Below are 25,005 nucleotides of genomic sequence, written 5' to 3' on the forward strand. Positions count from 1 at the left end.
AAAAAAGGGGCTTTGAAGCCCCTTCTTATTTTCTAGAATCTAAACCACTCAATCGCATCCACATAAGCCTTTGGCTGATAAGCATTGGCGGTCTTATCCCAGCGTACTTCCTGCCAACCCAAGCTTTTGAATGATGTGTTGTCCACATCGCGATTCTTAATAAAGTCCTTAACATTTAACACGTTCGCCAGCTCATCACGTTTCATCAACAATGATGGTAAATGGAACTGCACAAAGGACATCCCTTTGTTTTCTAAAGCGAAGCCTTCGGCCCCGGTTTTCAGGTATTCATTAAAATGAACTTGCGACTTTGCATCACAATGTTCGACAACCAAAAGCTTTTCAGTGCTTTCAGAATAGTCCATCACATAGCTAAAACTAAAGCCGCCACATTTCTCGACGATCGTGCGATTGGCTTTGATCTGCCCGAAGGTTTTGATAGGAATTGGAAATTTGGAAGGCAACATCCACAGATTGTCCTGATCGCGCAAAGCAATCTGAGTTTGTGGCTGAGCTTTCGCAATTTTTAAAAACTCCTGGAAAGCGCCCTCACTCGTCGTGATCTTTTGATTGCTTACATACAGAACGTCGAAGCTCGCTTCCGCAAAAGCATTATGATAGCCGCGACTTTGCAGTTCTGTCGCAAAGTTTGCCGCAAACATCTTATGGATCTTTGAAGACTTACTTAAAGAAGAACTGACGACATAGTGATTGAAGTTCTTCAAAGTCGCTGAAGCTCTTGCCAACGTTGATGCGGAATCGTCCCCGGCTACAGATAGCACGGGGTTGTATTCCTGACGCAGCAATTGCGCCAATCCACGAGTGAACTGATAGCGCTCACCCACGGAAAGATTTTTATAAGACTTGATCCAGCTGCTTAAAATCAACGGGCGCAGACTCATTTCCAAAACTTCAGATTCAATGGCAGAAAGATCCTGATTGCCAGCACAGATGGCGTAGTCTTCCGACTGCTTCCATGGTGATTCACAGTACGCACCCGGTGACTTGATCACATAGGGCCACTTCACTGGCAGCAAGGCTGTTTTCAAATGAGTCTTAGGGTCGCCGATATCAAGGTCGCCGGTCTGCAAGTACACCAGGAAATCAGTCGCAACCTCTTCCAGCAGCTCTTGCTGAACAAAAAGAGTTTCGTTGCGCTCACGGTACCAGATTTTACTGATGGCCTTTTCCAGATGCCCTGGGGCCTCTACCAGATTCTGACCGATGTAGATCGTGTGACCTTTGATTCTGAATAAATTCGGATGGTCTTCAGTAATCAGGATCTGCACCTTCTGAAAGAACGGCTCAATACTTTCCAATAGGCGTTCCGTGGCCGCGACCCGCAGGTTCAGCTCTTTCAGGTTCTGCCCAAAGTAACTGCTATAGCGGGTCGCCTTGTTCAAGGCACAACGATAGACTTCGTCATGCTTAACCCCCGAGGTTCTGTCAATTTTCTCGACAACCTTGGAATCAATACATAACGGCCTTTGGTTCATCTTGATGACGACCAGGCTAAGTATGCCAAAACAAACAAAAGATAGAATTGTGAGCCAACGTGAAAGCATATCACGTACTAGGATTGCAAAAGGCGGACCTCCCGGGTTTGAATTTTCTCTAAGAAAACCGAGTCATGGGAGACCACGATCAAGGCTCCTTGATAGCAGAGCAAAACGTCCTCTAAAACCTCTAAACTGGTTAAATCCAGATTGTTGGTTGGCTCGTCCAAAACCAGCAGATCCGGAACCACATCAGCCAAAAAGACCTTCGCCAGACAGAGCTTCAGCTTCTCTCCCCCACTCAGGCTTTCCGCTTTCTGATGCACCCGATCTGCAAAAAACTGAAATGCTGCCAGCTCATTGCGAATCCACTCGGCTCCTTTTGTGCAAACATCCATGATGTTCTCAAGAACTGACTGATCGGAATTAAGCATGCTGTACTCCTGATCAATCAAACTTGCGCGCAAAGTCCCAACAGCCAGTCTTCCATAAACTTCCCCTTGCGGGAATTCACCTTTAGACAATAGCAGTTGCAAGAACGTGGTTTTACCCGCGCCATTCTTCCCCGCGAAGGCCCAACGCTCGGGTCCTTTCATATGTAAGGTCAGATTCTGAGGCCACAGTTTGCTGCCGGCTCCGGCAAAGCGGAAATTAAAATCTTCGACTGAAAATATCAGCTTATCGGCTGGCATCTTCACACCCAGATCCTTCAACCGCAAAGTCGACTGAGTTCGCATGCCCGCATAGTGCGATTGGAATTCGCTACTTGCGAGTTCCGCTCGCTGAGTCTCGTTAGCATTGATGGTTCCCAAAGTGACTTGGGCTGCGCGTTTTAAGCCACCCACCACTATTCGCGGAATTCCCCCTTTGTCGGCGATGGCCTGTCCGCGACGCATGCGCTTTTCCTGCGTATCAACCTTCGCATGCAGCTCCCTTTCGGTTTTCTTCTTTTCACGACGCAACTGATTTAGGGTCGACTGTTCTTGCTCGATCTCCTGTCTTCGTTGTTGCTCGTAAAATGAATAATTTCCGCCGTAGACACGCATACCCTGGTTGGACATTTCCATAATGGTCCCCATCGCCTCCAAAAGCTCCCGATCATGGCTGATGACCAGAAGATTCCCTTGAAAGCCATGAGCAAATTCCACGATTCGTTGTTTGCCATCACGATCCAGATTGTTCGTAGGTTCATCCAATATTAACAACCCCGAATTTCCCGAGATCGCTTTCGCCATGCGCACACGGGTCCACTCGCCGCCGCTTAATAGCTTGAGCGAACGTTCAAAAGGGATGTCCCCCAGCAAAGTCTCTTGAGTCACAGCATCCAACTGAGCTGACTCCCAGATATCCACCAGGAATTCCCCGACGGTTTGCTCTGGGCGATCTTCCATTTGTTTTAAGTAAGTGACCGGATGACTGACATGGATCTCCCCTTCCGTCGCAGAAATTTCTGCCGACAGAATTTTAGCCAGTGTGGACTTACCAATCCCATTAGGACCGACCAACCCAAAACGACCAGCACCCATACTGAAATTCAATGAGGAAAACAAGCGCAGCCCATTGCTGTGCTCATAGCCCACACCGTGAGCTGTGATTTGAAATATTCTATTTTGCATAACTGAAAAATCCATCTCTTGGGAGCCAGAAGGTCCCGAATGAGGTTCTTAAAAAAAAGAATTACGATGGATTTAATTTCTCATAGACGCCGGGAATTCCCGGCGGATCCAGTGTAGCAAAGAAATTTCACTTATGCTAGTATCCTGGCCATGAAGAAGCTTTTAATCATTCAACACGAATTTGATGGACCTCCAGGCACAACCTTGGACTGGGCGTCTCAAAATGGCTATGCCGTCGAGTTCTGGCATCCGGCCGATCAACCTCAAATTCCAAATCCTAAAGCTTACGCGGGCGTGGTTATTTGCGGCGGCAGCATGGATACCTTTCAGGAAGAAGAATTCCCGTGGCTTCGCACAGAAAAAAAGTTCATCCGCGATTTGATTGATAATAACGTGAAAATTTTTGGTCTGTGCCTGGGCGCACAGCTGATCGCTGAAATTAAGGGCGGTAAAGTTTTGATTCACGAACCCGGCTGGGAAGTGGGTTTTGTTCCCGTGCAAACCACAGATGGCGAGACCATTCCGGCTTTCCACTGGCACCACTGCACGTTCACCCTGCCACCGGGTGCGGAACTGATCGCCACAAATGATTTCTGTAAGAATCAAGCCTACAAGCTGGGCGACTCTATCATAGCGACACAGTTTCATCCGGAAACAACTGATGAATGGATTCGCGAATGCGCAGACGAGGTCACTCCAGAGCAACAGGGTCTGGTGCAAAGCAAAGCCGAGATGCTGGAATCTCTGCACTTAAGAAAACCATTGCAGCAATGGTACTTCAAACAGCTGGATAAATTATTTAAATCTTAATATACAAATAAAAAAGGCCTGGGTAACCAGGCCTTTTTCTTTTTGCATCTTCTTAGAGATTACAGAGTGAAGATTCTGGAACAAGCACGAGTCAAAGCATCACGCTGCTTATTCAGACCCACCAAATCAAGGAACTTCATCCCATTCTCGGTGGTGAGTTTGAAGATTTTCGTGCGATATCTGCCATTCACTATAACAGGGTTCTTGTTCACCAACTCAATACCGGTTTGAAGTTTAAACTCTTTTTGGAATTCAGCAAAAAAGTCCTTACCCCAATCATTGTACTGTTCAATGGTCATCCATGATGGCGGTTCATTACCATGCAAAATACCCACAGAAACCGAAGCACGGCCTTGTTTAAGATTGTCCTGCTCCCACGCTTTAGTGATATCTGTTCTACCGACCTTGTCGAAGAACTCCTGAGTCAAATAAGTATCGCCGTAATCACGCAAAACGATCTTACCCGTCGGACGCATTTTAGAATCCAGCTCCACCAGGAAGTTTTGGGAATGCGGAGAATCGTAAGTCATACCCGTCAAAGCAAAGAACTCAGCAATCGCACGCGCCAATGGTTTGTTGTAATGCTCATTCCAATACTCGGAAGGATTATTAGAGCCGTTCAGCTTTGCGATCTCGCGACCTTTTTGCTCGTGCATGATCGAAAAACCCGGAACGTATGTTTTGCCCGAGTTCGACAATGTGTCGTAAGAGCGTATGATCATACCCTGATCGATAACAACTTTGCCTTTGTCATCGCGAGTTTCGATACCGAAGGCCAATGGCTCGTCCAGTAGGACGATATTATAAAGCTTTGGTTGCTTAGCCACTTGCTCTTCCACGAAATCCGTCATCATACGGATTTGCTTACCGTCGTCCCAGTCCTGATGCTTATCACGCCAATGCCCACCGGTTTTATCCGTGGAGCCCTTAAAGGAAAATTCAGCGTTTGAAACCGGATCGACGATAATGTAACTGCGGGACGCAGTCATATAACCTTTATAATAGACTTTTTTAATAGGAGTAATGCCGTTAGCCTTCAGGAAGCCTGCAATCTCCTGCCACCATTTCGTGTCTTCAGGATTGATAATCCAGCGCAGATACTTCACGCCTTTAATTTCATGAACCAAAGAGTCCACGAACTTTTCAGGAGCACGCTGGGCGATATCCGCCTGCACCAAGCTGAGTGGAATATCATAGTGATAGACCATAACCTCTTGATTACTGCGAGTCGCGACCGCATTGGATTTGGTTTCCAAGTTAACCAATTCTTGCATTTCCTTACTGATTGCGTGCGAAAACGACGCAAGCACCATATTGGAAATCAAAGCAAAGCTAAGTGCCCGGTTGAACTTCATAATGTCATTCTCCTGATACGTTTTAAGTTCCGTCCGGCGTGTTTCAAGAGCAATACCAAGATTTTGGGGTCTCAGCTGGAATTAATTGGATTTAGAGGGCCTAAATCAGGCAAAAGAGCGCAACTCGGCAGCCAGTGTTCACAAAGTTAACACTGTGATTTCGTTCCATTAATGCGAATTAGTTTTTTGCCGGAACTTTACCCAGGGGTTTTAGAGTACCAACTTTACCAACTTTCGAAGGCAGTGCATGTTGGATTTTTTCAGACATCCAAGGATCAATCGCAATTAACTTTTCCAAGTTAAGGCCGGTTTTGATACCCATTCCATGAAACATGTAAACGACATCTTCCGTCGCTACATTTCCTGTTGCCCCAGGCGCATAAGGACATCCGCCCAAACCACCAAGACTGGTATCAAACACGCGAATGCCCTCTTCAAAAGCCGCAAGAATATTCGCCAAGGCCTGGCCGCGAGTATCGTGGAAGTGACCAGCCAATTTTTTAGCAGGAACAACTTTCTTGATCTTCTTAAACAAAGAATGAACCTGACCTACATTCGCAACACCAATAGTGTCGCCAATGGAAAGCTCATAGACTCCCAGCTTGTGCATACGTTGAGCCAGCTTCACTACGCGAGCCTCTGGTACTTTGCCTTCAAACGGACAGCCAAAGCATGTCGACAGGTATCCACGCACTTTGATTTTGTGTTTTTTAGCCAAAGCCATCACTGGCTCAAAGCGCTTAAAGCTTTCATCGATGGAGCAATTGATATTTTTTAAAGAGAAGGATTCCGAGCAAGCCGCAAAAATCGCGACTTCTTTAACTCCGCTGGCAATTGCATCCTGCATGCCGCGCTCGTTAGGAACTAGAACAGAGAATTCCGTTTTCTTCGGAACCTTGCCTGACTTCTGTAAAGCAAAAGCCTTGCTGACGACTTCTTTCGTGCCTGCCATTTGTGGAACCCATTGCGGGGATACAAAGGCACCGATTTCCACACGTTTTGTACCGGCCTCGATCAGACGACGGGCAAACTCAACACGTGTGTCGGCATCCAAAACGACTTTCTCGTTTTGCAAACCGTCCCGTAATCCCATTTCCACAATCGCAACTGAATTCTTAGCCATACTTTTTCCGAAGTTTCCTACTCAGCAGCAGGATTGATTTTCACCAGGGCTTTACCCAAAGCTACTTGCTCACCAACAGCACAGGAGATTGAATCAATCGTTCCTGTGATATCGCTTTTCAAAGTGTACTCCATTTTCATGGCTTCCATCACCAAAACTGCTTGCCCGGCTTTCACTTCTGTCCCTGGTTGCACCAGGATTTTTGTTACTTTACCTGGCATTGGAGCCATCACTGTGTCGGATGATCCACCGGCACCGGCCTTCTTACGTGACTTACGTCCAGAGCCCGCGTCAATGGTAAAAGTACGTCCGTTGGCGTGAACCCACAATGTGCCTTGAAGCACCTGCGCTTGAGCTTTGTGATCAACACCGTCAATGCGAACTTTGACTTCCATTAGATACCTCTCCAGTAAGATGCCCACGGAGATGTGTTTGCCACATTTCCTGAAGTTTGAACTCCCCGTGCCTGAGCAAGGGCTGCCGCTGCAATTTTTTTGTCAGCTTCAGTCAGTTCCGGCTCTTTAATAGATTCTGCGAAATAAGTTTCAATAAATCGCGTGGTCATTGTGCCCAACACAAATTCCTGGTGGGACAAGATTTCGATCAAATACGGAATATTGGTGTGAACACCAAACACCACCGAATCTTTCAAAACACGGATCATTTTTTGGATCGCGCGAGGACGGCTTTCATCCCACACAATAACTTTTGCGATCATAGGATCATAGAAAGGTGTGATCGTGTCCCCGGAATCAAATCCGTACTCGTAACGACGACCCGGGCCTTCTGGCCATTCTACATGCCCCAGCATACCTGTACTTGGCACGCCACCCATGAATGGGTTTTCAGCATAGATACGACATTCAATGGAATGACCGCGCGGCACACGAATTTGTTTTGGATCATGGATGTAGTCACCTTGCGCAGTCAGGATCTGCATTTTCACCAGATCCACACCCATCACTTCTTCAGTGACCGGATGTTCTACTTGCAAACGAGTGTTTACTTCCAACAAATAAAAAGCACCATCTTGCAAAAGGAACTCGACAGTTCCCGCGCCTTTGTATTTACCCAAAGTCGCAATTGCACAAGCGGCCTCACCCATGCGGCGGCGAAGATCTTCGTTCAATGAAGGCGAAGTCGCCTCTTCGATAATTTTTTGATGGCGCCGTTGCACGGAGCATTCACGATCAAAGAAATGAGTCACGTTTCCAGTGGAATCACCAAAGATCTGGAACTCGATATGCTTTGCACGATCCAGATATTTTTCAAGGAAGACTTTAGGTGAACCAAACGCCGACTGAGCTTCACGCTGAGCTGACTCAATCAGTTCCGCTGCTTCCGCAGAGGACTTGATCAATTTCATTCCGCGACCACCGCCACCAGCTGCCGCTTTGACAATGACCGGATAGCCGATGCGCTCAGCTTCAGTGATCAAATTTGCAATTTGTTGATTTTCGCCCTGGTAACCGGGCACCAATGGAAGTCCCGCTTTTTTTGCAAGCTCCTTACAGTGAACCTTGTCACCCAATGAACGAATGGCATCAGCAGAAGGACCGATGAATGTAAGGCCCGCTTTCGTAACTGCTTCGGCAAAGTCCGCGTTCTCTGACAAGAAACCAAATCCGGGATGGATGGCCTGTGCACCACCAGCCAAAGCACCATCGATATTCGCCTGAATATTCAAATAGCTTTCCGCAGTCGGTGCCGGTCCGATACAAATGGCCTTAGTGGCCATGCGATAGGCGCGTGAATTAATGTCCACCTCTGAGTGCAGGAGAACCGTTTCGATTCCCAACTCTTCGCAGGCTTTGATGATACGAACCGCGACTTCTCCGCGGTTGGCGATAGCAATACGTGTGAATTTTCCAGGCATTTTCGTCATGGTGCAAAAGCTCCAATTTTAGAGCTTTTATCTATAACCATAGACAGGCCTTAAAGCAACGAAAAGACGGTTTCTCCCGAGCTAGGACTGTGGCGGCAAATCCTCTTTGGGTGAGCTTATCGAACTGCCACATGAGGCCACAATGACACATAAAATAGCGGTAATTTGCACGGGACTCAGAACTTCTTTCAAGAACAAAAAACCCATCAATGCTGCGACAGCAGGCTCTAAACTCATTAAAACACCAAAGGTCTTAGATGGGATGGTTCTTAATGCGATCATTTCCAGAGTATAAGGAAGAGCGCTGGACAATACCGCGACTCCCAAAGCCATGAACCAGATGTTAGAGGAATATTCGGCAAAGTGCAGGTGAGTGATTGCTGCTGGAGATACTGTCAGCGCCGCAAAAAACATTCCCAGCGCAGTGGCGGCTCCACCTTGAATGCGAGACCCAACTCTTTTACCGAAAATAATATATAGGCCCCAGCAAACACCAGCCGCCAACGCCAATAAGACCCCAATGACATCGATACTAGCTGAAATATTAGAATGAGGGAGAATTAACACAATGCCCGCCGCGGCAAGCACCACCCACATCAAATCCGCCGCACGCTTGGAAGATAGCGCTGCGACCGCCAGGGGTCCGGTGAATTCCAAAGCCACGGCAATCCCCAATGGAATTCTTTCCAATGCCAGATAAAACAGTAAATTCATGCCACCCAAAGTCACTCCATATATGGCAACCGTGAGTAAAGCATTCTTTGTGATCTTTTGCCTCCAGGGCCTAAAGATCGCCAACAGCAGTATCGCCGAAAACCAAACACGCAAAAACGTCATGGATTCCGGCCCTAACAAAGGAAACAGATTTTTTGCGAAGCTTGCTCCGGCCTGGATGGAAAATACCGCGACCAGTACACAAAGAATGGCTTTTAACTTCTCCACGAAGGTTCACGCTTTTCCAGGAAAGACTTCAAACCTTCCTGACCTTCATCACTGGCGCGACGTTCAGCAATCAGATGAGTGGTACGATCACGCTGTTGTTCCCAGGTTAAGCCAGCAATATCATTCAGCAGCTTTTTTGTTTCACGAACCGCTTCAGCTCCGCCTTGCTTGTAGTTCGCTAAAACTTTTTGCAAAACTGTATGGCCTTCACTTGCTGGAACAACTTCCGTGACCAGGCCCGCCTGATGTGCCACGTGAGGATTAAATACGGCCCCTGACAACATCAAAGGACGAACTTTTCCAGCGACCGCTTTTCGTTGCACGAAAGCACTGATAACTGCGGGAGCAATTCCCAGCTTCACTTCGCTAAAACAGAACTGAGTTCCCTCTTCTGCGATAACTTCATCACAGACTGCAACCAAGCCCAAAGCACCGCCAAAAGCCGCTCCATGAATCAAACCAATAACCGGCAAAGTGCACTTCGCAATTGTTTCAAACATTCCAAACAGAAGCAGAGAATCCTCGCGGTTTTGGTGATACGAGAAATTCACCATCTCCCGCATCCAATTTAAATCCGCCCCTGCACAGAATGATTTGCCTTCGCCTTGTAAAACAATGGCACGCAGGTCTTGACGATATTGAAACTGATGAAATGTTTCCGTGATTTCCGCAATCATCTCCGGATTGAAGGCGTTGCGAACATCAGGCCTGTTCAATTTCACATAGGCCACTTGGTCCATTTCAACAACATTTAGAAACGACATTCTGACCTACATTCTGAATACGCCCTGGGATTTTTCGCCCCAAGACTTGTTAAGGCTGGCTGCAATACCCAAAGCCAACACACGACGTGTATCTGCCGGATCAATGATTCCATCATCCCACAAACGCGCCGATGAAAAGTATGCAGAGCTTTCGTGTTCATATTTTTCCAAAGTTGGACGTTTGAATTCAGCTTGATCATCGGCGCTCATGGATTGACCTTTTGCCGCCATCTGATCCATTTTCACTGTCAGCAATACGTTGGCAGCCTGTTCGCCACCCATCACGCTGATCTTTGCATTCGGCCACATCCATAATTGACGAGGCTGATAAGCACGTCCGCACATACCGTAATTACCTGCACCATACGAACCACCAATCACCACTGTGAATTTTGGAACGTGGGCATTGGATACGGCCATCACCATTTTAGCACCGTGTTTTGCGATGCCTTCATTTTCATATTTTTTACCGACCATGAAACCAGTGATGTTTTGCAGGAAGATCAAAGGAACTTCACGCTGTTCACAAAGTTCAATAAAGTGCGCCGCTTTCTGCGCGCTTTCGCTGAACAATACACCGTTGTTCGCGATAATACCCACTGGCATTCCGTAAATGTGTGCAAAGCCAGTGACCAAAGTTTTTCCGTACAAAGCTTTAAATTCATGAAAACGGGATCCATCCACCAGACGCGCAATGATTTCGCGAACGTCGAATGGCACACGTGAATCTTTGGGAATCACGCCGTAAATTTCCTGAGAATCAAATAACGGTTCTTCAACCGGAAGAATCTGCATCGTCACAGTTTTCTTGTGATTCAAGTGCGCAACGATGGAGCGAGTGATCTCTACCGCATGTTCATCATCTTCCGCAAAGTGATCTGTTACACCGGAGGTTTCGCAGTGAACTTGTGCGCCACCAAGGGCTTGAGCATCGACAACTTCACCTGTTGCAGCTTTTACCAACGGTGGACCACCCAAAAAGATAGTTCCGTTTTCCTTTACGATCACAGTTTCATCACTCATCGCTGGAACGTAAGCTCCACCGGCTGTGCAAGAACCCATAACCACGGCGATTTGCGGAATACCCGCAGCAGACATACGTGCCTGATTATAGAAAATACGACCGAAGTGATCACGATCAGGGAAAACATCGGCTTGCATTGGCAAGAACGCACCACCCGAATCAACCAGGTAAATACATGGCAAACCATTTTCAAAAGCGATCTCTTGTGCGCGCAAATGCTTTTTCACTGTCATTGGGAAGTAAGTTCCGCCCTTAACAGTCGCATCGTTGGCCACGATCACACACTCAGTTCCATGAATCACACCGATACCGGTGATCACACCTGCTCCGGGAGCCTGGCCTTCGTACATGTCCCACGCTGCCAGTGTTGAAAACTCCAGGAAGGCTGTTCCGCCATCCACCAAAGCTTCAATACGTTCGCGCGCTGTCATTTTACCGCGGGCTTTGTGTTTTTTCGTCGCATCAGCGCCGCCACCTTGTTTTACCAGCTCGACTCTTTCGCGCCATTGGCCAACGACATTTAACATGGCCTCGCGATTGGCTTTGAAATCAGAAGAGTTAACATCAATGTGACTATCAAGAATTTCCATAGAACCTTTTACTCCACGCTGCCAGACAATGCCGGTGTGTGTTTTAATTTTAACTGCATTTGCACAGAACCCACCGCTTGTTCGTTCTCGTCAAAAACCTGAACGTCAGCCGTGGCCGTGGCTTCCCGGCGCTCCCGAAGATCGGCCAAAACCACCTCGCGGATATTTTCCGCAAGTTCCATACGCAATCTGCAGTCATTTGTTTGCACTTTAAAAAACTCAGATTCAATTCGCGTAACAGCAATCTCGAAATTACCCAGGGGAGCATGACGCATCCACAGAATTTTAGCGGCCTCGATGGCAGCACTTAAAAGCGCGCCCTCGTGCATTTGTTTAAGCTCATTCATATTCCGAGTGCGAGCCGGAATCACAACTTCAATTTGCGTATCCTTAAGGCGAGAAATTCTTAAACCCATCCCCGCCGAAAAAGGCCTAACGATATCAAGCGCATAACCCAGCGCAGCATGTGAGGCCTTAGGCGAAACCTCTTCCAGCAAGGCTGCCAAGTCCGCGGCGCTCATACGAATTCCGCGATCTTCGAGCTGTGTTTTTAGGCCATCTTTGGCTTGTTGGAGCTGCTGACGCAGACTCTGCTCAAGCTCAATCCCCTTAGACATTAAGATTGTCAGCCATTGTTGGTTCATGAGATATCCTTTTCCCTTCGAGTATTGAAAAATCTAAGATATCATGCTCCGATAAAGAGAAAAAGATTTCCTTTGAGAGGTTTCGGAATGAAGAAAATTGTAAGCGTCATCGTTTTCGTTGCAGCTTTGGTTTGGACTTGGAATGTAATTCACACAAATGAAGCTATCGGCTTTGAGACGCACGCTGGCATTCAAACTAAACTGGCCGAACTTATCACCAACACATTGGCTGCTAAAAAGCCTAACGCAAAAGAATTGCGCATTGAAAAACTTTGGACTGAGTCTTTGAATGACAACAAAGTTCGTGCGGTATTCTCGTATAAGTTCGTTGAACTTAACGAAACTGGCGAAACTCTTGAGCAGGTGATTGAAGGCGAAGCGATCCTTCACCGCGAACCGTCTGAAGACAAAACTGACAAATGGACTCTGCAATCTGTGAAAACAACAAACGACATCGTGGTTTTCTCTGAAGGTTCCACAGTAACTCCGGGTCCTGATGCTCCGGCAGAGGGCGCTCCAACAGCGACTCCTGCAGCATCTCCGTCCCCGACTTCGACTCCTGAAAAACACTAGATGGCTATCCCCACTCACTTTGTTCAAATTGATGAAGAGGGGTTTTGTGTCAGTCGCGAATTGCGAATCCAAGACCCCAATGCCGGCCGCGAAATCCTGGAAAACCTGAAACTTCATCAAGGCGGAACACTGCTGAGCACCTTCGGCGAAACCCCGGTTATCGTCGAAGCTTTTGACGAACCTCTGATCGCACTGCAAATCGATAAAAATGATTCACACTGGTCTATTCGCTGTCCTTACGACACCGAGTTTTCATTCGAACTGAAAACTCTGTCACTGGACGAGTGGGATCGTTTTCATGGATATACAAAAGATCACATCCCTTTTGTTCTTTCCCGCAAAGCTCAAGCCGCATTTTTCAATCTGCTTGAAGAGTTTGATGACGACTCGATCACTGTCGACGGAAAGACTTATGAAATTCCGCCGTACTGGGATTCAGAAACCGACGTGGAAAAAGAAGCGTTCTGGAGTCAGATTTATAAGCGCGAGGAAAATCCAGGCTGGAATCTGGGCGAGCCCGCTGAAGCTTTGAAAGATATGTTTCAACGACTGAAAATTTCCCGCTCACGCATTCTGGTCTTGGGCTGCGGAGAAGGACATGATGCTGCGTTCTTTGCCCAAGCCGGTCACGTGGTGACGGCAGTTGATATTTCTCCATTGGCTTTGGAGCGCGCAAAAAAACTTTACGGCCACATGGAAAACCTGACGTTCGTTGAAGCGGATTTATTTAATCTGCCTCGCAGTTACGACGCTGGTTTTGATATTGTCTTTGAACATACTTGTTACTGCGCGATCAACCCCGAGCTTCGCCAGGATTTGGTGAAAGTCTGGAATCGCTGCCTGGTTGAAGGCGGACATTTAATGGGCGTGTTCTTTGCCTTTGAAAAACGCCAGGGTCCACCGTTTGGTGGCAGCGAATGGGAACTTCGCCAACGAGTCAAAAACAACTACATCCCGATTTTCTGGGGCCGCTGGCAACAGTCCGTCCCGAATCGCCAGGGCAAAGAGTTCTTTGTCTACGCCAAAAAGAAATAGTCCCGTATTTAAAGAAGGTACCTTATGCACATCGAATTCACACAAGCTGACGAAAGCCATATCGAAGAACTGGTGGAACTTGTGAACTCTGCTTATCGCGGGGATTCTTCCAAGGCCGGCTGGACAACGGAAGCGGATCTGCTGGATGGACAGCGTGTGGATGAAGATGGATTGTTGGCAGACATCGAGCGCGAAAATTCTGTCATCCTGATTGCCGAAGACGATGACACCGGAAAACTTTTGGGCTGCGTTCATTTGGAAAACCAAAACGGCAAGTGTTACCTGGGAATGCTGACTGTGGACCCCACACTGCAGAATAAAGGCATCGGCAAAATGCTGATCAACGAAAGCGAAGCTTTTGCGCACTTTTGGGGTTGTACGCACCTGTATATGACAGTGATCTCGGCCAGATCCGAGCTGATCAAATTCTATGAAAAAGAAGGTTTCCGTCAAACTGGCGAAAAGAAGCCATTTCCCTATGGCGATGAGCGCTTCGGAATTCCCAAAGTGAAAGACCTGGAGTTCGTGGTTCTGGAGAGAAAACTCTCTTAACCCGGTCAATCATACGCGAATTGCATATTAACTTAATGTCTATGTATTAAAAGTTTTCCTCGTTTGGTCCTATCTTTTGAGCACAACGAGGTGATCTATGTTTTCAAAAGCAGTACTAGTGGCAGTTTTAAGTCTTTCAGTATCTTCGGCTTTTGCAGATCATATGGGACCGAACGGCGATAAATTCTATGATGAAGCCGCCCATTTCACAGCTGCTTGTAATCAAACAGCCTGCCGCGCACCTTACTCTGCAGCTTTGGTTTACTACCAAGCCTCGCGCATGAATAAGTTGGAACAAAACTCTTCCGAAGCTCTTCGCACCGTTGCCAACTATCAAGCGCAAATCTGGAGTGACACAATCCTGGGTGGTGATTACTACGCTGCAGGTCGCACTCGTATGGATTCTGTCGTTGCCTTCTTTAAAAAAGACCGCCTTGTGGGTTTTAAAATCCGTTACTCTGAAAAAGCTTGGAATACTTCAGAGTGCGCATTTAATGGAAAACGAGACTCACTTAAAGGCTGCCAGGAAGGTCGCATTTCTGAAGAAAGCTACGTTTCACCTGATTTTCAGACCTACTTCACTGACGAGGAACGCCAAGCGGCTTTCTCTGCTGGCTTCTCTTTAACAAAATAGTCTATGATCGCCGAATGGCGATAGTAATTGAAACCACCGATCTGACCCGCACCTACAAGAGCTACCAAAAGCCCGAGGGATTTACGAACTCCATCAAGGGCTTTTTCAATCGACAGTATCAGGAAAAAGTCGCTCTTAATAAAACCACTCTACAAATTGAATCCGGGCAAATCGTTGGCTTGGTTGGAGCAAATGGTGCCGGCAAAACCACGCTTTTAAAAATGCTTTCAGGCCTGGTTACGCCAACAGGTGGTGACGCCAAAGTATTGGGCTATCGCCCTTGGGAAAGAAAAAACGAATTCCTTCGCCAGATCAGTATTCTGCTGGGACAAAAAAATCAATTGTGGTGGGATATTTCTCCGGCTGACTCTTACGCTCTTCTTGCACGCATTTACGATCTTGAACCAAACGCCGCCCGTAAACGCGTGGCTCACCTGGCAGAGATGCTTCAGTGTTCTCACGTCCTGCACACGCAGTTGCGTCGCTTGTCTTTGGGTGAGCGAATGAAAATGGAAATCATCGGCGCCCTTTTACATGAACCACAGATTTTGTTTTTGGATGAGCCAACGATTGGTTTGGACATTGTCGCTCAGGAAACCATTCGCGAATTCCTGGATCAGTATGTGAAAGAAAAAGCCCCGACAATTATTCTGACCAGCCACTATATGGATGATATCGCCCAGCTTGCTGACAAGTTGCTACTAATCAGCAAAGGCAACATCGTTTATCAAGGCACAGTGGATGAGTTCGTTGCGAACTCCAATAAAGAACTAGCTGAAAACCAAGAGGTCGATTTTGAAGAAGTCATTCGCCGTTTTTTGGAAACGGAATCTCGCGTTCGCTAAGCTCGCGATTGTTTCCAATCTCGAGTACAGGCTGAATTATTTCGTCGATGCGGTTTTGCAACCGACTTTGACCACGGGGATCGAGATCCTTTTGTGGGTTGCAGTTTTCCGTGGCGCCGCAACTGCTGAAATCGCGGGATTTACTCGTGATTACTATTTAGCGTACGCGTTGTGGGCCGCGTTCTTTGCGCGCATTTGCACCAGCTGGATGTATGAATTCCGCATGATTCAGGAAATTGATTCCGGCAGCATCAATGCGATTCTGACCCGCCCGATGAGTTACTACGAATACTATTTCTCGCAGCTTTTCGGATATAAATTCATCACGACGGTCGTGTCGATGGTGATTCCGGTTATTGCAATCCTGGCATTTTCATTGCCGACCAAGTTCGAACGTCTGCCGATGTCTTTCGCATTGGAATTCTATTATCTGATTCTGGTTCACTCGATCAGTTTTGTGATCGCGTCCTGCGCATTTCACTTAAATAAAGTCTATTCCTTTACGGGAGCAAAAAACCTGGCGCTGTGGTTGATGACGGGTGAGCTGTTTCCCTTGGATCTGATGCCCGAACCATTTAAATCCATCATGATCGCACTTCCTTTTAGTTCGGGTGTTTATGTTCCAGTTGGTTATCTGACGGGACGTCTGGAAATCGCATCGGTTTATCAGTCATTTATTTCGGTCACGGTCGGAATCGTGGTGGTGAATATTGTCGGCGCCATTATCTGGAAACGCGGACTGAACGCTTACACAGGAACGGGAGCTTAAAATGACCATTCTGAAGAAGTACTGGTTTTTGTATGTGTCCATGTTCCGTGCAAGCTTCATCGCGGACCTTGAATACCGCGTGAACTTCCTAACCAGAATCGTCACTGATATTTTCTGGTATATCGCACAGATTATGACGTTCGAAGTTCTGTTCATGCACACTCCCCTGATTGGGTCCTGGAATCACGCGCAAATGCGCGTATTCCTGGGCGTCGTCTTCGTGGTTGATGCTTTGTACATGATTATTCTGTCTGAAAATCTGGATCAGTTTTCTGAAAAAGTACGTAAAGGTGATTTGGATCTGCTTTTGGCGAAACCAGCGAATTCCCAATTCATGATCAGCCTGCAGAAGGCCTCAACACCCGCCATCGGCAATCTGGTAATTGCGACTTCGTGGTTTATCTATGCAATGATTCAAATGCCTGATTTCGAGTGGATTCGACTATTCTGGTTGATAATCCTGATTCCCTGCGGATTGGTCGCACTTTATTCCATGCGCTTCTCGATGGCGGCAACTGCGGTTATTTTTGCACGCTCCGAAAACCTGCAATTCATCTGGTATCAAATCTATCGCTTAGGAATGCGCCCCGATTCGATCTATGTTCCGTGGTTGAAATGGACTCTGCTGACGGCACTCCCAGTAGGAGTCATCGCCAGTGTCCCGGCGAAAGCACTATTAGAACCCGCTTCCTATGGGCTTTTTGCCTGGGCAATAGTGCTTTCAGCTCTGTTAATTTATGGAACCAACAAATTCTGGCAATTCGCTTTAAAAAATTACTCCAGCGCCAGCTCATAAAGAACGAGCGAAGCGAGTTCTTTCCCGCAACCTGTTCGGAGAATGAAAAAAAACGATCAGCAACGGGTCATATGCAAGGCGCAAGGAGGAGGCAGTACAATAAGTACGCCGACGACGAAGCAACGCAGTCAGATGGCCCGTTGCTGGTCGTTTTTTGGAAGGTGGGATTTCGGTTTTGCTTTAAGCCGGATTCTGTCCATCTCGCCTGGTCCCATGATTGTCCCGGCGAAAGTAGATGATCATTCCTCTAGGAGTGACATTACTGTCACCCTCAAGCGATCTTACCCGGTGGCTACGGACTGGCCGTCCTACTAATGCCACCCTATTTGATCTTGCTCCGCGCAGAGTTTGGCTGTTTTCACTCCGGCGGCTCCCCTGACCCTCCCGTTCCCGGTGTCAGGCTCAATGCCCCGGACATTCTCTCTGTTCCACTGTTCCTTACATTACTGTAGAGGGGCGTTACCCCTTGCGCTGCCATTTGGAGTCCGGACTTTCCTCCCTGATATCAATATGTTAGCATTATCAGAGCGATCATCCGCAAAACCGAAGGGTTTTTTAACACCCTCCAGCAAATTACGCAAGAGGGTTTTCATCGACCCATATTTATTTTACTTTCATCTGACTTACTTAAAAAGGAATTTTATATGAAGATCTTTGCATCTCTTATCGCGTTTGCTGTGACTTTGGCTCTAACTGCTCCTGCGTTGGCAGAAGGCGGCGGCCCTACTCACCACACAAAAGAAGAGCTTAAAGAGAAGATGAATCTTCTTTTCCCTGAAAAACAAGTGGATAAAGAAGCTCAAACTATCCCAGCTAAACCTGATTTGACGAGCCCGGAATATTTCGCGGCAATCAAAGGTGACGCTGTTACTTTGAAATGGAAAGAAGCGAAAGACGCTCAAGAATACCACGTACAAGTTGCAACTGATGCTAACTTCAAATGGTTGGTGGCAGACGATCAACACGTGAAAGCGACAACTTTTGATGTGACTAAACTTGAAGCTGGTAAACACTACTTTTGGCGAGTGGCTTCTGTAAGACCAAACAACTGGGCCACACACCGCAAATCATATTTTGCAATGTCCATGTTCGAAACTCCAGCAGCTCCAGAAGCAGCACCTGCAAAATAGCATTCTTTGACGAATCAAGTTCGTCGTCTAAATAGGCCCTCATATACTTGCAGTTATGAGGGCTCTTTATTGGTTCCGCAACGATCTTAGAATACACGACAACGAAGCACTAAACTGGGTGTGCAACAATGCACAGTCGGCTCTGTTCGTTTATTCCTATCCACTTAATTTCAGTCGAGCTGGAAAATTTCGTCGTAAATTTTTATTGGAATCCCTGGCCAGCCTTGAGCGGGAGCTGGAAATTCGTGGTCACAATCTGGTGATTACGTATTCCCATCCGGAAGAAGTGCTGCCGACATTGATTCACAAATACAAAATCGACACCCTGGTATTTACTGAAGAGCACACACCGGAAGAAATCCGCGAGGAAAAACAAGTTCTGTCGCGAATTGTGATTGATAACATCAAATCATTTGATCAGAGAACTTTACTAAAAAAATCAGTACTCCCATTTGCTGTTCACGAAGTTCCAAATACTATGGCCGAGTATCAGGTACTGTTACGTGATATTGAGCCCGAGAAAGTTCTGCAAATTCCCCTGATTTGGCCCGAGCCAATCAGCACGGACGAATTTGAACTGGATCTGCTTCGCGAACTGCGCATGTTCATCACTCCCTCCAGATTCACTGGCGGAGAACTGCAAGCATTGACCCGCTTGAAGGAATTCATCTGGGACAAAGATCTTTTGCGCAGTTTTAAAGATCCAAACTCAGAGCTGATGCATTTTGATGACAGTTCAAAATTCTCTCCGTGGCTTTCCAACGGATCCCTTTCCCCGCGTGTGATTTATTGGGAAGTAAAGAACTACGAAAAGGATCGTTCGCAAAGTACATCCACTCAGTGGATGTTACTGGATCTACTAAGACGGGATTTTTTCAAATACTATGCGATGAAACTAGGACCGTTCCTTTTTCAAGCAGACAACAACCCTGCACATCAGCCCTTGGTGGATGATCGACTTCAGCAGGAACTTTTTAAAAGCTGGAAAGTTGGAAACACCGGCAAGGATCACGTTGACGGAAATATGAAGGAACTAAATGAAACAGGTTTTCTCCCGTACCGCGGTCGAGTGGAAGTGGCGAATTATCTGACTGAAACTTTAAGTTTGGATTGGCGCTGGGGCGCACGCTATTTCGAAGAAATGCTGATCGACTACGATGCCGCCAGCAATTGGGGAAACTGGAACTACACCATCGGTGTCGAGAAATCCGCACTAAGATCAAACTATGGAGGACTTTATGACCAGCCCGGAATTTGAAAGTTTCGAAAACGAACAAATCGAGCACTACTTCAAATGCCCTTATTGTCACAAGAATATTTCAATGCTGGTCGATATTTCTGAACCAGGTCGCCAAACCTACGTTGAAGACTGTGAGATCTGCTGTCGTCCAATACAGATCACTTACTCAGCGGATCAGGGCAAGCTCATCGACTTCGCAGCGCAAAAAATCTGAATTCGTTATTACAAAACTTTAATTCCCAAGAGCTTTTGTAATTTTATTTAAATGCAATTCTACAGATAGACTATTCACATGAACAAGTCGGCATATGAAGCCCTCGTAAATTCCCACGCCCTGATTGAGTTTGACCCGAATGGTATGATCCTTTGGGCCAATCGCAATTTTTTAAATCTGGTCGGATACGAGATGGATGAAATTCATAACAAGCCACACTCGATTTTTTTGCCGGACTTCGAACTGCATGAAGCCGAATACAACGAACTATGGGATACGCTTCGTTCAGGCAATCCTCAAGTCGGTGAATTTAAACGCCTGGCAAAGACTGGAGCTGAAATCTGGGTTCACTGCTCCTACACGCCAGTAAAAAATGACAAAGGCCAAGTGATCAAAATCTTAAGCATGGCTTTTGATATCACCGAGAAAAGACAGCTCGCAGAAAATCTGGAAAGAAAAAATCAAGAGCTGTTGTCAACCGCCGCTAAAGCTCGCGCCGCCACTTATGCGAAGTCCGTATTCCTAGCGAATATGAGCCATGAAATTCGCACTCCTTTAAATTCCATCATTGGTATCACCGACACTTTGGCCGAAACCCCGTTGGATGGACAACAATCTTCTTTTGTCGAAATCCTGCAGCGTGCGAACTACCAGCTGATGACGATCATCAATGACGTTTTGGATCTATCCAAAGTTGAAGCTGGTGAAATCGTTCTGAATCTATTGCCATTCAGTTTGCAAAAAATAATTGAAGACATTCTCTCCATTCTGGAATTCCGTGCGAAAGAAAAAGGACTGACGCTGAAGGTCGCAGTCCACCCAGATGTCCAATCATTCTATATTGGTGATTCCGATCGCCTGCGCCAGGTGCTGATAAACCTTTTGAACAATGCGATCAAGTTCACCCACGCAGGTACGGTCACATTGAATGTCATGCCCAACAATACATCCCGCCCGGGAAATATCCTGTTCAGCGTGTCTGACACCGGTATTGGCGTATCCAAACAAAAATTCAAAGATATTTTCCGCCCCTTTACCCAAGCGGATCCAACTACCACGCGCCGTTACGGCGGCACGGGGCTGGGGCTTTCGATTTCACAGAAAATCGTAACTTTGATGGGTGGAACAATCTGGCTTGAGAGCGAACCGAATGTTGGAAGTACTTTCTATTTTACGGCCTCTATGCCTTCCACAACGGAGCGAAAAACCAGCATGCACAACCCGTTGCAAGGTCGCTACCATCTGAATGATCTTCAACACATCATTCAGGAAGAGCGTCTACGTGTTCTGGTCGTTGACGATGTCGACGACAACCGTAATCTTTTGGGCATCTATTTACAAAAAACCATTCACAGCATCACTTACGCAGAAAGCGGAACTGACGCCGTTGGATTTGTCGAGAAGAATCACTTCGATGTGATCTTTATGGACGTACAGATGCCTGGAATGGATGGACACGAAGCCACCATGCGAATTCGCGAAATCGAACGCGAACAAGGACGCCGTCCTTCACGGATCTTTGCCTGTACCGCTAATGCTTTTGCGGAAGACATTGAACGCTCTTTAAGCGCCGGTTGTGATATGCATTTATCCAAGCCGATTCGCAAGGACACCTTGATGAAGGCCATCAATTCCTGCTTTACACTGACAGAGTCAGCTGTTGGTTAAGACCATGACGGTCTAAGGCGGTCTGGGTCGACAGACCTCCGGTTTCTTCAACGGCATAATACACTTTTAAATCCTTAGGCGACTCACTCCACTCATAAATCATTCCTGCGCACATCCTGCAGGGCTTGTGAGTGCTGTATAGGACCGATCCTATGGGAATCTTACTGCCGCCTGATTCTCGAAAGAATCTCTGCACCAGATTCACTTCCGCATGCAGGGTTTTATTTTTTGAATTTGAATTAAAGCCATACGACAAAACTTTCCCGTCGGCCGAAATCAGTACCGCAGCTATATTTCGGTCATAGTCATGCAGAATCTCACCGCGTGGAATCCGCTGGGCCAACTCTACGACAGATGTCAGACGAAGTTCGTGCGATTCATCGACTTGGAATTTCATCTCGCCCTGAATCTGGGTCAGCGGCGTTTGGTTTTCCTGATTTAGATGCTGAACGGTGCTTAGTGCATTTTCAATTCGATCAATTTCGATAAATTCCAAAGCTTCAGAAAAATCCGGATCATTTTCGGGTTGAATCTGATCGGTGGCCCGTTTGGCGACGACTTTTACCATCCCCCGACACATTTCAGTCAGCTGACCAGTCGTGAAAATCCGCTGCCTTAGAATAAAAAAGCTATGGTCGACATGGCGGTCAAAAAGCCCCTGAAGCAGCTTCACAACAGCTGATGAGGGCGCTTGCAGGGCCTTATTGTAATAAGAGTAATAAACCACACCCTTAAAAACCACGAACGCCACCTCGTGGTTTTCCTTAGTCAGTAAAAATGCTAGGTGCTGGGCCCTTTTTTCATCACTCATTTAAGAATTGGTACCATATCCAGTCATTTTTGTCTAAAACGGGGTCATGCAAATGATCAAAAACCGCCTGGAAAAAAACTATAAGAAACTAAAAGCATGGGCCGAACGCGCAGGTATTGAAGCCTACCGTCTTTATGATCGTGATATTCCGGAATATCCCTTTATTGTGGATATCTATGGCGAGCATTTTTTGATCTACGATAAGGGCGACGACCGCGACAAGGACAAGGGTCACTTGCCCCACGTAATCGAAGCACTTCAGGCTTTGTTCAAAGCGGACGAAGCAAAAATCATCGTAAAAAAACGCGAGCGCCAGGAAGGCCTGAAGCAGTACGAAAAACTGGATGCAAAAGATCAAACTTTTTCAGTCAAAGAATCCCAAGCTCTGTTCAAAGTGAATTTGTACGACTATCTGGATACGGGATTATTTTTGGATCACCGTCCAATGCGCCAAAAAGTTTTTAAAACCGCCAAAGATAAAAAGTTTTTGAATCTTTTCTGTTATACGGGCTCTGTCAGTGTTTTTGCGGCGCTTGCTGGTGCCAGAACAACTTCCGTAGACATGTCCCAAACGTATTTGGGCTGGGCTCAGGAGAATTTCGAACTCAACAAAATCCCTGCCTCCCAGCACAGCTTCATCAATGCCAACGTTCTGGAGTGGCTGGCGCAAAACAAAGGCAAACCGGCTTTTGACATCATTTTTCTGGATCCGCCGACGTTCTCTAACTCCAAGAAAATGCAGGACAGCTTTGAGGTCGAGCGCGATCAGGAGTTTTTAGTCGAATCCTGCATGAGCATGCTGGAACCCGGCGGAGTTCTGTATTTCTCCAATAATAAACGCAAATTCAATCTGTCTCCGGCAATTGAAGACCACTATAAAGTTCGCGATATCTCTGAGGAGAGCATTCCTCAGGACTTTCACGACAAGAAAATTCACGTCTGTTACGAAATCCGCCTTCGCTAGGGCTACGGCGGACAAGTACGCTGGGACTCCGTTTTTTGTGTTTCGGTTTGTGGTCAGAAAAGCCTTGCCCCCGGGGGTAAAAGGACCTATTACCCCCATTAGAAGAATGCACAAATTTATAACATTTGGAGGGCACGGAATTGAATGCTTTAGGTCGCCATATTTTGGTTGAGTTCAGCGGGTGTAACGCTGAGGTGTTAAACGACGTTTCTATCATCGAAAGAAGTATGATTGAAGCGGCACAGATCGCAGGGGCTACTGTGATCAACTCGACATTCCACCACTTTTCTCCTTGGGGAGTCAGCGGTGTGGTTGTTATTCAGGAAAGCCATTTGGCTATCCATACTTGGCCGGAATACAGATACGCAGCGGTGGATCTTTTCACTTGCGGCGAAACCGTAGATCCTTGGGTTTCTTTTGAACACCTGAAAAAAGCATTCCAGGCAAATTACTCGGCGATTGAAATGAATCGCGGTTCTTTGCACGTGATCCAAAAAACTGACTTTAAACCTAAAACTATTCGCGAAAAGCCGACTTTTGATTTGTCCAAAGGCGTGCAAATGGAGCGCAATGTTTGGTTCACCGATAAGGATGAAAACCAGGCTTTGTCTTTGCGCTACACGGGCGATGTGTTATTTGACGAAACCAATCCGTTCCAGCGCGTTCGCGTTTTGGAATCTTACTCACATGGTAAATTCCTGGCGATCAACAACATGGTAATGTGTTCCGAGCGTGATGAGTTTCATTATCATGAAATGATCACTCACCCGGTCATGCAATCCCACGGAAAAGCTAAAAACGTCCTGGTCATCGGTGGTGGTGACGGCGGAACGATCCGCGAATTGTTCAAATACGACGTTGATAAAGTAACGATGGTTGAAATCGACGAAGCCGTGGTTCGTGCTTCCAAACTTCATCTTCCACAAATCGCTTCTGAATTCGGCAACCCGAAATTGAATCTTATTATCGGTGACGGCATCCAATTCGTAAAAGATGCGGCTCCAGGCACTTACGATGTGATCATCGTGGACGGTTCGGACCCAGTAGGACCTGCTGAAGGCCTGTTCACTGCAGAATTTTATGAAAACTGCAAAAAAGCTCTTAAAGACGGTGGCTTCGTGATCACTCAAGGTGAATCACCAATGTTCCACGAAGGGACTTTCGTTGAGCTTAACAAGTGCCTAAAAGGTATTTTCGGCGCTTCCAGTGTTCACACGATGCTATTCCACGCCACCACTTATCCTTCTGGTATGTGGAGCTTGCAATTGGCAACGAAAGGTTCCACGCATCCAGCGACGGACTTCAACAAAGACCAAGCGCGCCAATTCGCAAAAGCGAAGGGCTTGAAGTACTACAATGAGGATTTGCACTCTGCGGCGTTCTCGTTGCCGACATTTGTTAAGACAATGTTGGGCCAAAACTAAGATCATCAATGTCTCTTGGGGACTCCGCTTATTGGGCGGAGTCCTGAATCTTTCTAAAACCTAGACCGCTCTCCATTTTCAATATAGTTTCATTTAAGAAC

The 25,005-nt window shown here is 46.8% G+C and carries 25 protein-coding genes and 1 other RNA gene; 14 read left to right on the forward strand and 12 right to left on the reverse strand.

What is annotated here, in order from left to right; all coding sequences use genetic code 11:
* Positions 1-32 precede the first annotated feature (32 nt).
* The gene (locus ACLVWU_RS17060) at positions 33-1,565 is read right to left on the reverse strand and encodes a hypothetical protein (RefSeq protein WP_413576096.1); all 1,533 of its coding nucleotides are present in this window, start codon (positions 1,563-1,565) and stop codon (positions 33-35) included.
* Between the two features lie 8 nt (positions 1,566-1,573).
* The gene (locus tag ACLVWU_RS17065; protein WP_413576097.1) at positions 1,574-3,112 is read right to left on the reverse strand and encodes an ATP-binding cassette domain-containing protein; all 1,539 of its coding nucleotides are present in this window, start codon (positions 3,110-3,112) and stop codon (positions 1,574-1,576) included.
* Between the two features lie 150 nt (positions 3,113-3,262).
* Here ACLVWU_RS17065 and ACLVWU_RS17070 point away from each other — a divergent pair, with 150 nt between their 5' ends.
* Complete coding sequence (locus ACLVWU_RS17070) at positions 3,263-3,922, forward strand: type 1 glutamine amidotransferase (RefSeq protein WP_413576098.1); 660 nt, start codon at positions 3,263-3,265, stop codon at positions 3,920-3,922.
* Positions 3,923-3,981: 59 nt separating this feature from the next.
* Here the strand turns inward: ACLVWU_RS17070 and ACLVWU_RS17075 are convergent, their stop codons facing one another.
* The 8 genes from ACLVWU_RS17075 to ACLVWU_RS17110 form a co-directional block, all read right to left on the reverse strand.
* Complete coding sequence (locus ACLVWU_RS17075; RefSeq protein ID WP_413576099.1) at positions 3,982-5,277, reverse strand: hypothetical protein; 1,296 nt, start codon at positions 5,275-5,277, stop codon at positions 3,982-3,984.
* A gap of 178 nt (positions 5,278-5,455) precedes the next feature.
* Positions 5,456-6,400: a hydroxymethylglutaryl-CoA lyase gene (locus tag ACLVWU_RS17080; RefSeq protein WP_413576100.1), complete on the reverse strand. Its 945-nt coding sequence runs from the start codon at positions 6,398-6,400 to the stop codon at positions 5,456-5,458.
* Positions 6,401-6,417: 17 nt separating this feature from the next.
* The gene (locus tag ACLVWU_RS17085; RefSeq protein WP_413576101.1) at positions 6,418-6,795 is read right to left on the reverse strand and encodes an acetyl-CoA carboxylase biotin carboxyl carrier protein subunit; all 378 of its coding nucleotides are present in this window, start codon (positions 6,793-6,795) and stop codon (positions 6,418-6,420) included.
* Complete coding sequence (locus tag ACLVWU_RS17090; protein ID WP_413578808.1) at positions 6,795-8,276, reverse strand: acetyl/propionyl/methylcrotonyl-CoA carboxylase subunit alpha; 1,482 nt, start codon at positions 8,274-8,276, stop codon at positions 6,795-6,797. Before ACLVWU_RS17090 ends, ACLVWU_RS17085 begins: the two co-directional genes overlap by 1 nt.
* A 90-nt stretch (positions 8,277-8,366) precedes the next feature.
* The gene (locus ACLVWU_RS17095; RefSeq protein ID WP_413576102.1) at positions 8,367-9,227 is read right to left on the reverse strand and encodes an EamA family transporter; all 861 of its coding nucleotides are present in this window, start codon (positions 9,225-9,227) and stop codon (positions 8,367-8,369) included.
* Positions 9,215-9,991: an enoyl-CoA hydratase-related protein gene (locus tag ACLVWU_RS17100; RefSeq protein ID WP_413576103.1), complete on the reverse strand. Its 777-nt coding sequence runs from the start codon at positions 9,989-9,991 to the stop codon at positions 9,215-9,217. The genes ACLVWU_RS17095 and ACLVWU_RS17100 overlap by 13 nt, the downstream gene beginning before the upstream one ends.
* Before the next feature lie 6 nt (positions 9,992-9,997).
* Entirely contained in the window at positions 9,998-11,605 is a 1,608-nt protein-coding gene (locus ACLVWU_RS17105) for a carboxyl transferase domain-containing protein (protein WP_413576104.1), read from the reverse strand.
* An 8-nt stretch (positions 11,606-11,613) separates the two neighbouring features.
* Positions 11,614-12,249, reverse strand: a complete 636-nt coding sequence (locus tag ACLVWU_RS17110; RefSeq protein ID WP_413576105.1) for a YiiD C-terminal domain-containing protein — start codon at positions 12,247-12,249, stop codon at positions 11,614-11,616.
* Between the two features lie 87 nt (positions 12,250-12,336).
* On the opposite strand from ACLVWU_RS17110, the gene ACLVWU_RS17115 reads away from it, so the two are divergent.
* The 7 genes from ACLVWU_RS17115 to ACLVWU_RS17145 all read left to right on the forward strand — a co-directional run bounded on the left by ACLVWU_RS17115 (position 12,337) and on the right by ACLVWU_RS17145 (position 17,453).
* Positions 12,337-12,822, forward strand: a complete 486-nt coding sequence (locus ACLVWU_RS17115; protein ID WP_413576106.1) for a hypothetical protein — start codon at positions 12,337-12,339, stop codon at positions 12,820-12,822.
* Positions 12,823-13,857 (forward strand): class I SAM-dependent methyltransferase, encoded by a 1,035-nt coding sequence (locus ACLVWU_RS17120; protein ID WP_413576107.1) that lies wholly within the window; start codon positions 12,823-12,825, stop codon positions 13,855-13,857.
* A gap of 24 nt (positions 13,858-13,881) precedes the next feature.
* On the forward strand, positions 13,882-14,409 hold the full coding sequence (locus ACLVWU_RS17125; protein WP_413576108.1) for a GNAT family N-acetyltransferase: 528 nt from the start codon (positions 13,882-13,884) through the stop codon (positions 14,407-14,409).
* 97 nt (positions 14,410-14,506) lie between these two features.
* Positions 14,507-15,043 (forward strand): hypothetical protein, encoded by a 537-nt coding sequence (locus ACLVWU_RS17130; RefSeq protein WP_413576109.1) that lies wholly within the window; start codon positions 14,507-14,509, stop codon positions 15,041-15,043.
* A 14-nt stretch (positions 15,044-15,057) separates the two neighbouring features.
* Positions 15,058-15,888: an ABC transporter ATP-binding protein gene (locus tag ACLVWU_RS17135; RefSeq protein ID WP_413576110.1), complete on the forward strand. Its 831-nt coding sequence runs from the start codon at positions 15,058-15,060 to the stop codon at positions 15,886-15,888.
* Complete coding sequence (locus ACLVWU_RS17140) at positions 15,839-16,657, forward strand: ABC transporter permease (RefSeq protein ID WP_413576111.1); 819 nt, start codon at positions 15,839-15,841, stop codon at positions 16,655-16,657. The genes ACLVWU_RS17135 and ACLVWU_RS17140 overlap by 50 nt, the downstream gene beginning before the upstream one ends.
* A 1-nt stretch (position 16,658) precedes the next feature.
* Positions 16,659-17,453 (forward strand): ABC transporter permease, encoded by a 795-nt coding sequence (locus ACLVWU_RS17145; protein WP_413576112.1) that lies wholly within the window; start codon positions 16,659-16,661, stop codon positions 17,451-17,453.
* Between the two features lie 165 nt (positions 17,454-17,618).
* On the opposite strand, the gene rnpB is transcribed toward ACLVWU_RS17145, so the two are convergent.
* An RNA gene (gene rnpB / locus ACLVWU_RS17150) (RNase P RNA component class A) lies at positions 17,619-18,000 on the reverse strand.
* Between the two features lie 97 nt (positions 18,001-18,097).
* On the opposite strand from rnpB, the gene ACLVWU_RS17155 reads away from it, so the two are divergent.
* The 4 genes from ACLVWU_RS17155 (at position 18,098) to ACLVWU_RS17170 (ending at position 21,705) form a co-directional block, all read left to right on the forward strand.
* Positions 18,098-18,583, forward strand: a complete 486-nt coding sequence (locus ACLVWU_RS17155) for a fibronectin type III domain-containing protein (RefSeq protein ID WP_413576113.1) — start codon at positions 18,098-18,100, stop codon at positions 18,581-18,583.
* Between the two features lie 55 nt (positions 18,584-18,638).
* The gene (locus tag ACLVWU_RS17160; protein WP_413576114.1) at positions 18,639-19,841 is read left to right on the forward strand and encodes a DASH family cryptochrome; all 1,203 of its coding nucleotides are present in this window, start codon (positions 18,639-18,641) and stop codon (positions 19,839-19,841) included.
* Positions 19,822-20,037: a CPXCG motif-containing cysteine-rich protein gene (locus ACLVWU_RS17165; protein WP_413576115.1), complete on the forward strand. Its 216-nt coding sequence runs from the start codon at positions 19,822-19,824 to the stop codon at positions 20,035-20,037. Before ACLVWU_RS17160 ends, ACLVWU_RS17165 begins: the two co-directional genes overlap by 20 nt.
* Before the next feature lie 78 nt (positions 20,038-20,115).
* Entirely contained in the window at positions 20,116-21,705 is a 1,590-nt protein-coding gene (locus tag ACLVWU_RS17170) for an ATP-binding protein (protein ID WP_413576116.1), read from the forward strand.
* Here ACLVWU_RS17170 and ACLVWU_RS17175 read toward each other — a convergent pair.
* A complete protein-coding gene (locus ACLVWU_RS17175) occupies positions 21,677-22,456 on the reverse strand; it encodes a Bd3614 family nucleic acid deaminase (RefSeq protein ID WP_413576117.1) in 780 nt (259 codons plus the stop codon). The genes ACLVWU_RS17170 and ACLVWU_RS17175 overlap by 29 nt on opposite strands.
* Positions 22,457-22,562: 106 nt before the next feature.
* Here ACLVWU_RS17175 and ACLVWU_RS17180 point away from each other — a divergent pair, with 106 nt between their 5' ends.
* Both ACLVWU_RS17180 and speE read left to right on the forward strand, forming a co-directional pair.
* Positions 22,563-23,480, forward strand: a complete 918-nt coding sequence (locus tag ACLVWU_RS17180) for a class I SAM-dependent methyltransferase (RefSeq protein WP_413576118.1) — start codon at positions 22,563-22,565, stop codon at positions 23,478-23,480.
* Between the two features lie 140 nt (positions 23,481-23,620).
* Positions 23,621-24,904: a polyamine aminopropyltransferase gene (gene speE / locus ACLVWU_RS17185; RefSeq protein ID WP_413576119.1), complete on the forward strand. Its 1,284-nt coding sequence runs from the start codon at positions 23,621-23,623 to the stop codon at positions 24,902-24,904.
* Positions 24,905-25,005: the final 101 nt, after the last annotated feature.

Origin of the sequence: Bdellovibrio sp. HCB290 (assembly GCF_047305925.1) — a bacterium.
GTDB lineage: Bacteria > Bdellovibrionota > Bdellovibrionia > Bdellovibrionales > Bdellovibrionaceae > Bdellovibrio.